Origin of the sequence: Bifidobacterium moukalabense DSM 27321 (assembly GCF_000522505.1) — a bacterium.
Lineage (GTDB): Bacteria > Actinomycetota > Actinomycetes > Actinomycetales > Bifidobacteriaceae > Bifidobacterium > Bifidobacterium moukalabense.
Genome location: NZ_AZMV01000007.1, coordinates 378232 through 392241, shown reverse-complemented (window position 1 = coordinate 392241; position 14010 = coordinate 378232). Strand labels below are relative to the sequence as shown.

General features: G+C 61.5%; 13 protein-coding genes. 2 read left to right on the top strand and 11 right to left on the bottom strand.

All coding sequences use genetic code 11. The annotated features are described in order from the left end of the window. Positions 1 to 29: 29 nt before the first annotated feature. The 3 genes from BMOU_RS07855 to BMOU_RS07845 all read right to left on the bottom strand — a co-directional run bounded on the left by BMOU_RS07855 (position 30) and on the right by BMOU_RS07845 (position 3316). Entirely contained in the window at positions 30 to 1220 is a 1191-nt protein-coding gene (locus tag BMOU_RS07855) for a pyridoxal phosphate-dependent aminotransferase (RefSeq protein WP_034876479.1), read from the bottom strand. A gap of 102 nt (positions 1221 to 1322) precedes the next feature. Further along, positions 1323 to 1976, bottom strand: coding sequence for a TetR/AcrR family transcriptional regulator (locus BMOU_RS07850; protein ID WP_034876477.1), 654 nt, complete (start codon positions 1974 to 1976; stop codon positions 1323 to 1325). A 134-nt stretch (positions 1977 to 2110) separates the two neighbouring features. Next, positions 2111 to 3316: a DUF2974 domain-containing protein gene (locus tag BMOU_RS07845; protein ID WP_034876475.1), complete on the bottom strand. Its 1206-nt coding sequence runs from the start codon at positions 3314 to 3316 to the stop codon at positions 2111 to 2113. 258 nt (positions 3317 to 3574) lie between these two features. Here BMOU_RS07845 and BMOU_RS07840 point away from each other — a divergent pair, with 258 nt between their 5' ends. Then, a complete protein-coding gene (locus tag BMOU_RS07840; RefSeq protein WP_034876472.1) occupies positions 3575 to 4309 on the top strand; it encodes a putative ABC transporter permease in 735 nt (244 codons plus the stop codon). Here BMOU_RS07840 and BMOU_RS07835 read toward each other — a convergent pair. Then, positions 4306 to 5562, bottom strand: a complete 1257-nt coding sequence (locus tag BMOU_RS07835) for an Mbeg1-like protein (protein WP_034876470.1) — start codon at positions 5560 to 5562, stop codon at positions 4306 to 4308. The two genes, BMOU_RS07840 and BMOU_RS07835, sit on opposite strands and share 4 nt — an antisense overlap. Before the next feature lie 54 nt (positions 5563 to 5616). Here BMOU_RS07835 and BMOU_RS07830 point away from each other — a divergent pair, with 54 nt between their 5' ends. After that, positions 5617 to 6402 carry a mechanosensitive ion channel family protein gene (locus tag BMOU_RS07830; RefSeq protein ID WP_034876468.1) on the top strand — a complete coding sequence of 262 codons (786 nt, stop codon included), beginning with the start codon at positions 5617 to 5619 and terminating at the stop codon, positions 6400 to 6402. Positions 6403 to 6423: 21 nt separating this feature from the next. Here the strand turns inward: BMOU_RS07830 and BMOU_RS07825 are convergent, their stop codons facing one another. The 7 genes from BMOU_RS07825 to BMOU_RS07795 all read right to left on the bottom strand — a co-directional run bounded on the left by BMOU_RS07825 (position 6424) and on the right by BMOU_RS07795 (position 13969). After that, the gene (locus BMOU_RS07825; RefSeq protein ID WP_034877432.1) at positions 6424 to 7542 is read right to left on the bottom strand and encodes a CPBP family intramembrane glutamic endopeptidase; all 1119 of its coding nucleotides are present in this window, start codon (positions 7540 to 7542) and stop codon (positions 6424 to 6426) included. A gap of 135 nt (positions 7543 to 7677) precedes the next feature. Further along, the gene (locus BMOU_RS07820; protein ID WP_034876465.1) at positions 7678 to 8814 is read right to left on the bottom strand and encodes a D-alanine--D-alanine ligase family protein; all 1137 of its coding nucleotides are present in this window, start codon (positions 8812 to 8814) and stop codon (positions 7678 to 7680) included. 68 nt (positions 8815 to 8882) lie between these two features. Next, positions 8883 to 9881 (bottom strand): NAD(P)H-dependent glycerol-3-phosphate dehydrogenase, encoded by a 999-nt coding sequence (locus BMOU_RS07815; protein WP_034876463.1) that lies wholly within the window; start codon positions 9879 to 9881, stop codon positions 8883 to 8885. A 113-nt stretch (positions 9882 to 9994) separates the two neighbouring features. Continuing rightward, positions 9995 to 10876 carry a lysophospholipid acyltransferase family protein gene (locus BMOU_RS07810; protein ID WP_034877430.1) on the bottom strand — a complete coding sequence of 294 codons (882 nt, stop codon included), beginning with the start codon at positions 10874 to 10876 and terminating at the stop codon, positions 9995 to 9997. Positions 10877 to 10912: 36 nt separating this feature from the next. Beyond that, positions 10913 to 11494, bottom strand: coding sequence for an HTH domain-containing protein (locus BMOU_RS07805; RefSeq protein WP_235143752.1), 582 nt, complete (start codon positions 11492 to 11494; stop codon positions 10913 to 10915). A gap of 487 nt (positions 11495 to 11981) precedes the next feature. Then, a complete protein-coding gene (locus tag BMOU_RS07800) occupies positions 11982 to 12980 on the bottom strand; it encodes a Cna B-type domain-containing protein (protein WP_235143751.1) in 999 nt (332 codons plus the stop codon). Further along, complete coding sequence (locus BMOU_RS07795) at positions 12980 to 13969, bottom strand: class C sortase (RefSeq protein ID WP_171002082.1); 990 nt, start codon at positions 13967 to 13969, stop codon at positions 12980 to 12982. The genes BMOU_RS07800 and BMOU_RS07795 overlap by 1 nt, the downstream gene beginning before the upstream one ends. Positions 13970 to 14010 lie beyond the last annotated feature (41 nt).

Here is a 14010-nt window from a genome sequence, read left to right as displayed (position 1 = left end):
CCCTCGTCAGAGGGGGGCATTCGCATCCGTCAACGGCCGTACACCTCGTGCACGAACCTCTCGAGCGCGGCGATGGAACGCTCCACCTTCTCTGTATCGATGCAGTAAGCCATACGGAAGTAGCCCGGCACGCCGAAACTATCGGACGGCACGAGAATCAGGTCGTAGTCCTTGGCCTTCATGCAGAAGGCGTTCGCATCATCCTCCAACGCCTTCGGGAAGATGTAGAACGTGCCGCCGGGGCGCACCACTTCGAAGCCGAGACGGGTGAGCGCATCGTACAGCAGGTTCATGTTCGTTTCATACACGGAAAGATCGCTGGTCTCATCGACCACCTTGGCCACACCCAGCTGGATGCTGGAGCTCGGGCAGTTATGCCCCGTTCCACGGCTGACCTGGCCGCACATCGGCACGATCAGCTCGGCATCGGTGGCGCGCGGGTTCACCGCCACATAGCCGATGCGTTCGCCCGGCAGGCTCAGCGACTTGGAATACGAATAGCACGAGAGCGTATTGTCGTAGAACCTGCTCGGATACGGCTGGCTGCCGCCATCGAATACGATTTCGCGATACGGCTCATCGGAGATCAGGAAGATGTCGTGGCCATACTCGGCCTGCTTCGCGCGCAGGAACTCGGCCAGGCGCGTCAACGTCTCGGCGCGGTACACGGCTCCCGACGGATTGTTCGGCGTATTGATGAGCACCGCGGCCACGGTCGGGTTCATCGCGGCCTCGAATGCCTCGAAATTGATCTGGAAGTTTTCCGTATCGGCCGGCACCACGGTCAGATGTGCGCCGGTGCCGTCCACGTACGGCTGGTATTCCGGGAAATACGGCGCGAAGGTGATCACCTCATCGCCCGGCTTGGTCACTACGCGCAGCGCATGCGCCAATGCGCCCGCCGCACCCGTGGTCGGGAAGATGTGATCGGCGGTATAGTCCATGCCGAAGCGACGGTTCAGGCTCTCGGCGATCGCCTCACGCACCGACGGAATGCCCAACGACGGCGAATAGCCGTGCAACGCCACCGGTTCGGCGGTGGCGTACAGGTCGGTCATCGCGTCGGTGAAGCGCTGCGGGCACGGCACGCTCGGATTGCCCAGCGAATAGTCGAGCACGTTCTCGTAGCCGATTTCGGCGCCACGTGCGGTCGCATACTCGCTGAGTTCGCGGATCACGGATTTTCCGCCGAGCATGGCCTTGTAGGCTTCGTTGATCATGGGCAACCTCCCTGTTGAGCTTTCTCGTAAACGAACGTAGACGTTTCTTTCGTTTCTACCACCGAAAGCCGCAACGGAACGTTACGGTGTCACCTGACAGAATCATTGCCGGGCACTCTGGCCCGGCACGAACCCGCTGCTGAAGACCCTGCGCCAATAGTCGAGCATGTTCGACCGGGACATCGACATGAACATGCCCGCTGCGAGCACGGCGAGGTCCTCGTTGAACACGGTGTCGATCGGCAGCTGCTCATGCAGTTGCGGCCAGCGTTGCAACACCGCGAGCATGCCACCCACGGTGAAGTCGAGCATCAGATCGGTTTTGAGATCCAGATGGTCGGCGTCAAGTCCGAGCACGCTGATCATGGTCAGTCGCCCGAAATCACGCAGCGATTCGATGAGTTCCGGCGAACTGTGCGGACCGGCGAGCAGGGCCAGTCGGTCCAGACGCTGCCGTTGATCGGGATCGCGCAGCAATGCGGTGATGTGCTTGCGCCATTCGTCATCGGGATTGAAGTTCACGCCCGGGCGACTGGGCATCGGCGTGTTCTCCACCGCGTGCAGGATGGCGGAATCGGCCAGTTCCGGCAGTCCGGAGAAGTGATAGTAGAAGGAATTGCGATTCACGTCCGCGGTGCGCACGATGTCGGTGACGGTGATCTTGTGGTAATTGCGTTCGGACAGCAGTTCCCAGAACGCGTTTTCGAGACGTTCCTTGGCCGGCAGTATTTCGGAATCCCGACGTGGACGTGGCATGATTCCCCCCAAAAAACTATCTAATTAGTCACGATGTCTATGCCTATTCTTTATTGTACAGACTGTCTACAACACTTCTCCGATGCGTGTCGCATTTTCCCAGCCCCCATCCGAAGGAGAGGGCATCCGTACCGCTACTTGCGCTGCACCTTGGGGTTGCGTGCCAGCGCGGCCTGCAGCAGAATCATCAGCGCCTGATTGACATTGCGCCTATCCTCTCCGCTGAGCCCCACATACGTTCCGAGCATTTCGGGAATCACCTTCGGTCCGGCCGCCATCATGCCGGAGATGTTGTCGGCCCCGGAGGCCGCCAGCACCGAGAACAGCGCGTCCACGGCATGCCTGCGCTGCTCTTCGGACAGACCCGAAAGCCAATCATTAAGCGATTTGTTGAATGTCACGGAACTGTTCGCCACATCCTCGACCTTCGTGAACTCACCGCCATGCATCTGCCATGAGAACGCGAAATGCTGCATGATGCCGTCCACATCGGATTTCACCACCACGCAACGTTCCGGCGTTTCAAGCACCATGCCCACCACCGAGGAGTCCGGCACGATCTTGGTGATCCGCTCATGCACACTCGCATACTCGAAGCTGCGCACCACCTCTTCGGGGAAACCGGGCCCGTCCAGCGAATAGATGCGCACGATGCGATCCTTCACCTCGTCCTGCGCGTTCATGGCGGCGTATACGGCAAGATTGCCGCCTTTGGAATGGCCCGTCAGCATGATCGGCCCCTGCCACAGCTGCGCCACCTTGCCCAGATAATCCGCCGCGGAGACCTGTGCCGGCACCGGGTACTGGAAGGCCATGTTGAAGTCCTCCTTCCACCCGACCAGCGAATCGTCGGTGCCGCGGAACGCCACGACCAACGTACCGTTCGGCAGTCGGTAGGTCACCGCCGCGAACTGCGTCTGCTCACCGCCATCGAACTGTTCGCAGAACGCGCTCATCTCCACATCCGCAAACCGCGGGTTGGCCGCCACCGCACGGTAGAAGTCATGCGTGACCTGCGGATCGACCAGCCCCACGCTTTCGACATCGTGGTCCGGCACGGCACGCTCGTGATGCAGCTCATCATCGGCATGCGCAATGGTCACCCCATGGAACGGCGCACGCCACAATGCCTTGAGCGATGAGATCGGCCTGCGGATCGAGAACGCCTGCAACCGGCTGGCGAACGTGCTGTATCTCGCATACAATTCGTCAAGCGTCGGCACGCATTCGGGCACGTCGTCATACGAGAGCTGCGCCAGCACGAGCGCGTCGGCCGCGCGAAACGGCAGCGTGTCGAAGCCGCGCGTTTCGGTACGTGCATAGTCGATGATGTTGCCCATTCCCGCTCCTTTCCGACATCCGAGGCATTACGAAATCAGGCCGGCCATTGCGATTAGGGATCTTTGCGATGGCCGCCCCGGTGGCTGCGCTTCCTTCATTATGCGTCGGTTTTCCCTCCGCCATCCGAAATTCAGCATTTTCCCAGCGACCTTCCGCACAAAACCGGACCACCGCTCGCCCACCGCATAGTTTTTCATCTTTCGGCGAGACGGCCGCCCCGTCCGACCAAACCGACGCGAAAGGTATAACCTGCGAATATGCGATTTGCGATTGAAAAGATTTTCCTGTGGTGGCTGTTCTACAGCATGGTCGGCTGGGTATGGGAGACCGGCCTGAACCTGGTCCTGCGCAGGAAATGGGTCGACCGGGGCATTCTGAACGGCCCGCTCTGCCCGATATACGGTTTCGGGGCGGCCTCGGTGATCTTCCTGCTGCATGACGTCGACAATCCGATCGCACTGTTCCTCAGTTCCGGCATGCTGGCCTGCACGCTGGAGTACTTCTCATCGTGGGCCGTCGAGAAGCTGTTCCATATGAGACTGTGGGACTACACCGGCAAGCCGTTCAACATCAACGGACGCATCTACCTGAACGGATTCCTGGCCTTCGGCATCGGCGCGGCCGTGGTCAAGGAATATGTGCAGCCGTGGGTTTCCGACGTACTTGATTCCTGGCAGCCGCTCACCTTGGATATTCTGACGATCATATTCACGCTTGTGCTCGTGACCGACGTCTCGTTCACGTTGGCCGGCCTGTTGAGCTTCGACAACCGCATCACCCGTCTGCAACGCGAGCTTGAAGAATATGAGGCCCGCGGTCGCGAACGGTTCGACGAGAGGTTCGCCGCCACCGAGGCGCACGCGCGTGAGGTGCTGAGCTGGCAGCAGCAGCGTCTGATCCAGGCGTTCCCGACCATGACGTCCGTGCGGGACTCCCGTATCGTACGGCACCTGCGCGAAGCCATGTCCCGCCATGATTCCCGCAAACGCTAACGTGGATCAAGGGCTTTGGCGGCGCTGGCCGGAACGGCTTTGAGTACGTCGAGAATGAACGTACGGGTTTCCCGGTCCGTGCTCTTGGCCGCGGCGAGGATCTTCGGCAGTGAATCCGTCCAATTCGCGGTCAGATCGGCGATGTTCGCATACCCGGTCGATGCGAAGATCTCATAGATCTGGTTGATCGCCCGCTCGCGCTGTTCCTGCCCTACCGTTTCCAGCCACGCGTCGATGGTCCTCTTCATGACCTGCGCGACGCCCGACAGCCCGTTTGCCCGTTCGAACGCGCCGCCGGTCACCCGCCAACTCGAGCCAAGATGCTGCATGATGCCGATGGCGTCGGCCTTCACCACGGTGTAGCGCGCGGATGTCTGCAACAGCATGCCCACAATCGACGATTCCGGTACCGTCTTATCGATTCGTCGGCCGATGGCTCGGTAGGCCTGACCGTCCACCATGGCCTGCGGCAGTCCGGGACCATCATGCGAATAGACCTTTCGTATTCTGCCGTTACGGCCTTCCACCGCACCGCCCAGCGCCGGCATCAGCCCCAGATTCCGGGCACGTTCGCAGGATCGTGCGATATCGTGCTGCGCGACCAGCATGGCCGCATACGTGGCCATATTGCCGCCTTTGGAATGCCCTCCGATCATGATGCCGGGAGCCGGGGAGGCGGAGAGGAAACCGGAGGAACGATCCATGACCGAATCCACATATCGGTATGCGGATTCCTGTGACGGTACCGGGCAACGCACCGCCATGTTGAAATCCTCCTTCCATCCGACAAGCGTGCCGTCCGTGCCTCGGAAGGCGACGTACAGCAACCCCGCCGCATCGGTCGGCGAATCGGCGGAATCGTCGCGGTCCTGCGCAGCCGCGACATGAGGGCAATCGCCCAGATCGAACGTCATTGCGGCGAACTGCTGTTCCCTGCGCTCATCGAGACGTTCGGCATACTCGCCGACGCGCAATCCGCGGAAGCGGGGCGATTCGCATACGGCCCGCAGCAATGAGAGCCGATAATCATTCATATCGTTGGAATTCGAAGCGAACATAACCGGATAGCCCTCGGCCCGCAGCAGCCGCGCAATCGGCACGGTCGCCACCGACTTGGCCGTCTCGAACGTAGGCACTAGGCCGGAAAGACGCATGTATGACAGTTCGGACAGCACCAGCGAATCGACATTGCTGAATGCCAGCTCGTCGAATGTGCGGAACTCCGAGCGCACATAATCCACAACATTGCCCATACCCCAACTCTAGCCCGTGTCCGCGCTTATGCCGGCTGAGTTAGACTAAGCCACATGGATCCGCTTGAAATCATTTGGAAATGGCTGCAAAACAACTACGGAAGACTGATATATCTCGCCATCGTCGCGCTTATAGCCTTCTTCTTCGACAAGGCGCTCACACGCGTGGTACGCAGGATTCTCGACCGTTCGCAGGTGCCGAACGCCTCGATCTTCGTGAATATCCTGCGCGTGGTCGTATGGGTGCTGGCGGCGGCGACCGTACTGCAACCGGTATTCGGCGTGAATCCGACCACCCTGTTCACCGCGCTCGGCATTGGAGGTCTCGCCGTCTCCCTAGGCCTGAAAGACACGATCGCCAATGTAATCGGCGGCTTCGGCCTGATGCTCGGCCGCGTGATCCAGCCCGGCGACTACGTGAGCGTCGCCGGCACGAAGGGCATCGTCAAAGACATCAACTGGCGCCAGACCGTTGTCAAGGAGCGCAACGGCAACGAAATGGTGATTCCGAATTCGATTCTGAACACCGCCTCGCTCGAAAAGCTCGACCCGTCCAACGAATGCTTGGTGCAGGTGCCGTTCACCGCGAAAGCCGGCACCGATATCAGTCGGATGGAGCAGGATATCGTCGCCGCCGTCACGAAGGAGACGGAAGGTCTTGCGAACACGCGGTATGCCCCGAAGGTGAAACTCACCGGATTCTCGCCGTATGGCATCGAAGGCACGGTCTACGCCTTTGCGAAAAGCGATCTGCTGCTGTCGACCATGGCCGATGCCGTGGCCCGGGCCATCGCCAACGCCGAGTATCTGGAGCATCGCGCCGTCGCCACCGACGCATAGCGGCGCATACCGCCACTTCAACTACAGCATTGAAGAGATGAGCGTTATGGCGGTCAACGCCACCGTCAGTATGATGAACACAATCGTGCCCGGATTGCCCAGCGCCGTATTGACCCGAACGCCACGCGGCAGTTCCTCCGGCGCGGTATGGAATTCCAGATACTTGGCTTCGCGTGCCAGCAGCACGATGCCGGCGATGATCAGCCCCAGCATGGCCATGCCGTACAGCGCTACGATGAGCACCCCGCCGGACATCTGCGCGTCGGCGCCGACGTTACCCGAGGACATCGCGCTCAGCGTCTTCGTGTCCACGAGCGAAAGCACCAGCGGCGAGATCACACCACCCATGAAATTGAACAGCATATGCATGGCCACGCTGTAGCGCAGCCGACTCGTGCGTGTGTACACATATCCGAGCATCAGGCCAAGTACGAACGCATAAAGCGCTTGATACAGATTCATGTGGAACAGTGCGAACGCGAGCGCCGAGAACACAATCGCGGTCTTCTCGCCGTACTTGCGCAGCCGGCTGATGAGCTGCTTGCGGAACAGCCATTCCTCGAAGATCGGTGCGGCGATCACCAGGAAGATCACATTCCAGATGTCGACCTGCGACACGAGATCGGTGATGCTGTTGCTTGACCTTCCGCCAGACAACAGCGTCGCGAGTATGTTGCTGACGATATTGGCCGCATAGATGAGCGGCAGCATCATGATGAACAGCTTGAAGAAACGCCCCGGTCCAAGCGTGAATTCACGCGTCGGCAACGCCGGCACATTGCGCATGAGCAGCCAGGCCAACGGCATTGCGATGCAATACAGCGGCAGGCTGGAAGACAGATAGACGGCCCAGTGCGGCATGCTGCCGGCATGTCGCAGTACGGTGCTGCTCAGAAGCGTCGAGACGATGATCGCGAGCGCCTCCCATGCGACGATTGTCACGCACAGGCCCCAGCTGATCAGCGAGAAGCTGCGCCTGGCACTCTCAAGCCACATATGGTAATTCCGGGGCGGTACCGGCTGCGGATACTGCGGCTGCACCGGTTGAGGCTGCTGATACTGCTGCGGCTGTTGATACTGCGGATACTGCGGCTGCTGGGACTGCTGCGGTGGGTATTGCGGTTGCTGCGGAAAGGTCATGGTCATCCTCGGCTTCATGGAAAAATAAAAATGCACCAACGCTTCAGGACTTTAATACAAAATCCTGAACATCGACACCGATCCCATCAGATTCCTCCTTTGACGGTAAACCCGCCCGCCCGGTCTCGAAGTCGACTATTCCAGAACGCCTTCGATGAGGGTGGTGATCAGGTCGGTGTAGTTCACGCCGGTGGCGTCCCATGCCTTGGGGTACATCGAGATGGGTGTGAAGCCAGGCATGGTATTGATCTCGTTGACCATCACCCTGCCGTCGGCCGTCACGAACGTGTCCACACGGCTCAGGCCCGCGCCGTCGACCGCCTTGAACGCCTTCTTCGCAGTCTCGCGTACCAGTTCGAGCGTCTCCTGGGGCAGGGCCGCGGGCACTTCCACATGGCTCGCCTCGGCGTCCATGTATTTGCTGTCGAAATCGTAGAACTGGTCGTCGCCCTCGGCGCGCTTGTCAAGCACGATCTCACCCGGCCAGCTGGCGCGCGGCTCGTCGCCGGCTTTCGGGCACAGCACCGCGCATTCGATCTCTCGTGCGTCGATGCCCTGCTCGACCAGCACACGCCAATCATGGTGGGACGCCTCGAACACGGCCGCGGCCAGCTCGGCGGCATCGCCTTCGTGCTCCACCTTGGTCACGCCGAAGCTGGAGCCGGCACGGGACGGCTTGACGAACAGCGGATACCGCAACCCCGCATCCCGTACCGCGGCCAGCATCGTTTCGCCGTTTGCGGCGAATGCGGAAGCGGCATCGTAATCGCGCGCATCCAACGTGATGCCGGGAGCGACCGGAATGCCTGCAGCGGCCAGCAGCACCTTCGTATAGTGCTTATCCATGCAGGCGGCGGAAGCGAACACACCGCAACCCACGTACGGCACGTTCATCATTTCGAACAGGCCCTGAATGGTGCCGTCCTCGCCGTACGGCCCGTGCAGCACCGGCAGCACCGCGTCCACATGGCCCAGGGAGGTCAGCGTGCCGTCGGCCTCGCGCGCGAAGAAGCCATCCCGGCCAAGCGCTACATCGAGCACCACGTCTTTGGCGGAATCGGTCTTCCTGACGGTGGGCATGCCTTCGCTCATATTCCAGCCGCGCGGATCCTCGCCGCCGACGATCCACTGGCCGGTTTTGGTGATGCCGATCGGAAGCGCCTCGAACTTCTCCGCATCCAGCGCACGCAACACACCCGCGGTGGAGATGCATGAAATCGAATGCTCGTCGGCCTTGCCGCCATACATCACCACTATGCGCTTGTTAGCCATGTTCCGCCCTTTGCATCAGCCTTTGCATTTACCACACCAGCATACTATTCGCCGCTTACTCCATTCCTCTACTCTTCGCTGATGCCTTCATCGAAGAGTTCGGAGAGCATCTGGGCGCAGGAGATGCCGTCGGAGAGCACGTGGCTCATGGCGGTGGCAAGCGGGGTGGCCACGCCGTACTGCTTGCCGAGGGCCACCACCGCGTCGGTGGTCGGCACGCCTTCGGCCACGCCGTTGCTCACCTTGGTCGCCTCCTCAACGCTCAATCCCTTGCCCAGATTGGAGCCGAACGTGTAGTTGCGGCTCAGTGGGGAGCCGCAGGTGGCGATCATGTCGCCCACGCCCGCGAGTCCGGCGAAGGTCTTCGGGTCGGCGCCGGCCGCGGCGCCCAGGGCAGTCAGCTCGGCCAGGCCGCGGGTCTCGATCATGGCGGCGGTGTTCTCGCCATAGCCGGCGCCGCGGGCCATGCCCACGGCCAGCGCCACCACATTCTTCAGTGATCCGCACATTTCCAAGCCGATTACGTCACGCGTCACAAATGCGCGGAAATAGTCGGTGGAGCAGGCGGCGGCGATTTTGCGGGCGTTGTCGAGGTCGGCGCAGGCCACTACGGTGGCGGCCGGCTCGCGGTCGGCGATCTGCCTGCTCAGATTCGGTCCGGAGATGGCCGCGAAGCGCTCCGCCGGCAGATCCAGGGTTTCGGTGACGACTTCGTCCATGCGCTTGCCCGTGGAACGTTCGATGCCCTTCATCAGCGATGCCACGAGCGCCGTCTGGGGAATAAGATCCTTGAATTCCTGCAATGCCACGCGGGCGAACTGCGCCGCGATGGCCACGATCACGATGTCGGCGTCGCGTACGGCTTCGGCGCGGTCGCCGGTCGCGGTCATGTTGGCGGGCAGTACCTCCACGCTGGGCAGGCGCACGCCGTTATGATGATGGTCGCGGATATCCTCCACGATTTCCGGCTCGATGGCCCACATGGTCACATCGTTGCCCGCGTCGGCCAGCACCTGGCCGAAGGTCGTTCCCCAAGCACCTGCGCCCAGTACCGTCACGTTCGTCATTGTTTCGCTCCTTGGATCGCTCCCGCGGATTACCGCCTTCAACGTTGCTTTCCCTATGCTACAGCCGGCTCGGTATGGGATCCGTCGTTTGCGCCGGCAAGGGTGAGCCCCGCTTACTCCTTCACGCGGCTCATGGTGCGGTAATCCCAGTAGCCGTCGGGCGCTTGTTCGCCGCGGATCTCGGCCATGATCTCGGTCATGCGCACACGGATGCGTCGGGTCAGCTCATCGGCAAGATCCTCCGGCGCGCTTTCGCCCCACTCGGAGGAACCGGCCAGCAAATCGGCGTAATCCAACGCCGTGTCATAGCACATCACCACGTTCTTGCGCGGCCACGGCCAGAAGTGGTTGATGCTTGCCGCACCCCACGTCACCGCGCAGAACAGCGGTATTTGGTAACCCAGCCTGCGCGAAGCCTCCAATGCGATCACGCCCACGCCGTTCTTCATGCTCATCGGCCATTTTTGCGGGTCGCGCGTCACGGTGCCCTCCGGCCACACGGTCAGGGGCCGCCCGGAAGTCAGAATTTCGATCGACGTCTCTTCAATGGCCTTCGCCTTGCCCGAGCGTCTCTGCACGGGCTGCATGCCGACCAGCTGGAACCATTTGCCGATCAACGGCCAGGTCGCCATTTCGGCCTTCGCCATGTAACGCGGGCGGCGCCCCTGATGGAACAGTCCGACCATCGGCACGAACACGTCGTACATGGTCACATGCGTCGCCGCGGTGATGAACGGTCCGGTTTCGGGCACATGCTCAAGCCCCCACGCGCGTACCTTGCTGTGATTGCGAAGCACCACGTCGCAGCCGGTCAGCAACCGGTGCGTGGCCTTGGGGTTCTGTGCTTCGATTTCCGCCGTATTGGCCGTTCGCGGTCCGGTCGGAAAGTCACGGGTTGGATCGACCAGATGATGCGCAGCTGCCAGTTTCGCCACCTGCGCGTCGCTTAAGGGCTTTACCGCCGACCTCGGTGAGGGTTTTCCTTGAGATGCCATACCCATCATTGTAGGCGGAGGCACCCGACCGCCCCGTCAATCCTTCCAGTCGGCCGTCAACGCGGTGTCATCGACGCCCAGCATGCCGGTCACATCGGCAGCGCCGCCCAGTTGTTCGATGCGACGTTGCAGCTCGGCCACCTTCTCCTGCAATGCGGCGATCTGCTGCACCTGCTGGTAGATGATCAGGTCGCGCACGTCGAATATTTCACGGCAGGACTTGCTGGTGCTGATTGCCGCGAACGCCGCATTGGCGATGTTGTAGCTGTCGAGCACGGACTTCGCGTCGATACACCCGTTTCGTTCGGACGAGGTGGCATCGGCACTGTTTTCGCCACCGTCGTTGGCATCGATCCGTGCGGCTTCATCGACAATGTATTTGGTGGTCTTCCAACGCGCGACGCAACGTTCGATGCGCTTGGCCCCGATGAGGGACGGGTCGAGCCCCGCATCACGGAAGATCTTGCGAGCCGACTCGCCTTTAAGGTAACGACGTACGCATTCGATCTTGAACTGGTCGGAATAGGTAATGCGCGTAGCGCTCACTTCTTTTACGGCCGGAAGGGACCGTAGGTACGCGGCCTCTTTGAGCGTAAACAATCCTTGACTGCCTGCCATAATAACCCCCTTGAAAACTGCCTAGGGTTATTTTTACGCCACAAAGCGTATCAAAACCGTACCTCATCGGGGATTTTGGACAGCCATTTTCCCCCGAAATCCCCTTCGATGCCGCACATTTCACCCTTTAACACCCGCAGAAATCCCTTAAAATAGGGGAAACGGGGGCGCTGTATCCCAAATGGCATCGTCCCCCGATTTCGGGGAAAAAATTTTTTAGTATTTTTAAGAGATGCGCCTAAATATGTTTTGGAATACGTGTCTCCACCAAACAGACATCACATGCACGCCGATTCCAAAGAGCCCCCTAGCCGCACCCGTTCACATCATCTTTCGCCCGTCTGGAACAGGATCCCTCGCATGCGGCGGTGACCGGCCATCGTAAGAAGGCGCCCGATCCGGATATACGGAAACCGGCCCGTCCCCCGCAAGACATGCAGGGAACGGGCCGGTTTCGCAATGGTCCGGATGGCGTAACAGCCGTACGTCAGGCCCGGTCGCGGCGTGCGCGCACTACGGCGAGCACCAGGAACGCCACCAATGCCACGGCGACCATGACCGCCGCCACGACCGTCACGTTCAAGCCGGTGCGCGCCTGCTCGGTCGCGGTGTTCGTAATCGTGACATCGGTCGAGTCACGCTCGACGGCCACCGCGTACCCCTTCGGCACGCTCTTCTCCCTGACGAGCCAGTCATGCGAGGCGTCCAGGCCGCCCCAGGAGTGCTTCCAATTGTTCCCCGCGTCCAACGTCGCGGTATCGTACACCTCGCCATCGCGGATCAGCTGCACCTTGATGGATTCGGGACGCGCCTGCTGCGTATCGCCCTTCCACACCTTGGTGACGTTCACCCGTGTGGTCCGCGGGCTCTCCGGCGTCGCCTCGCACGAGCTCTTGGAATACGCCTGCACATCCGACACGAGCGTGCCGTTCTCGTTGGCGGGCACGGACACCAGGCTCGCGGAGGAGCCGCAGGTCTTCTCGGCGTCCGTGAAACGGTCGTAGACCACCAGGTACAGGCCCTTGTCCACGCCGGAGAACGAGGCGCCCAGCCCGTAGATGGTGCCGGTCCGCGTCGGTTCGATGCCCTCGGCGCGCACGTACGCGTCCAGCGTGTTGGCGGCCGTCTGGAACTGTTCGGCGGTGGCCTTGCCGTCCTTCAGGTCGTCCATGAGGCCGTCCCAGCCGCGCGAGTCGGTGCCGAAACCGGCGTCGGCGTACTCGTCGCGCAGCGTGAACACGCCGCCGTCCCAGTCGGCCACACGGTACAGGCTCACGCCGTCACCCTCGAGCGACTCGCCCTGGTATTCGTATTTCAGTTCGATGGTGCCGGTCCCGCCGGCCTGCTCTGTCTCGTCCGCGTGCGCCACGACGGCGCCCGCACCCAGCGCGACCGCAAGGGCGCAGGACGCGGCGCACACGAACGCCACGATCATCGCGACCGCATGAAAGACGCCGTGCGCACGGCCGTTATCATGATTGTTCATTATCGCCATTCCTTTGCATGTCGGCGTTGGTTGTCGTTCAACAGGCCCGCGATGCCGGCCACGTCGTCCCATGGCTCCCCCAACGGCAATGTCAGCCGCATCGCCCTCTTCTCCGCGAGGTAGCGTCTCGTGGCCACGGTCAGCCATGCGAAGATGGCCGTGAGCGCGAGCAGTGTCGTCGTGATGATGATCGCGCTCATCAGCCGGATGCGCGCGTCATAGTCGGTTGTGTCGGCGGTATCCGGGTTCGCGATGCGGTGCCCGCGCACCAGCAGCCGGTGCGTGTTCACGCCGTACGGCGTGCAGGTCACCAAGGTCGCGTAGTCCCTGCCCGACTCGATGTTCAGTTTTGACAGGTCCTTCGGCAGGACCACGCTGATCTGGTCCACCTGGTACGTGTAGGTCCGGCCGAGCACATGGAAGGCGAACGTGTCGCCCTTCTTCAGCTTGTCCAGGCCGGTGAACAGCTTGGCGCTCGGCAGTCCGGTATGCCCGGACACCACCGCGTGCGTGGAGTCGCCGCCCACTGGCAGCGAACTGCCCGCGATGTGGCCGGTCGCGATCTGCAGGATGCCCTCGTCCGTGCCGTGATAGATCGGCAGGCGTACCTTGATGCTGGGGATGGTCACGTACCCCATCACCCCGGTGCCGGTGATGTCGAGCACGCTGTTGTAGTACTGCTTCTCGGCATCGGTCATGACCCACCGGTCGTTCTCGTTTTCGGTTTTGTTCAGCAAGGCCCGCTGCGACAGCTGCGCATTGTATTGCGCGGCCTGCGCGAGCATGACCTTGCGTTCCTGTTTGGAATAGTCCTTGGTCTGCGCGATATAGGCCGCGACGGCCCGCGACTGGTGCAACTGGTTCCACCAGTTCGCGACCGTGGGGTACGAGAGCAGGCAGACGCCAAGCGCCAGCACGACCGCGAAGAACGCGGACACGATCCGCGAACCCAGACTCGCCTTGGCTTTCCGTACCTTATGCCGTCCCATTACCTACCGCCGCCTCGAGCGAACGAGGCGAGCCGAGGAAT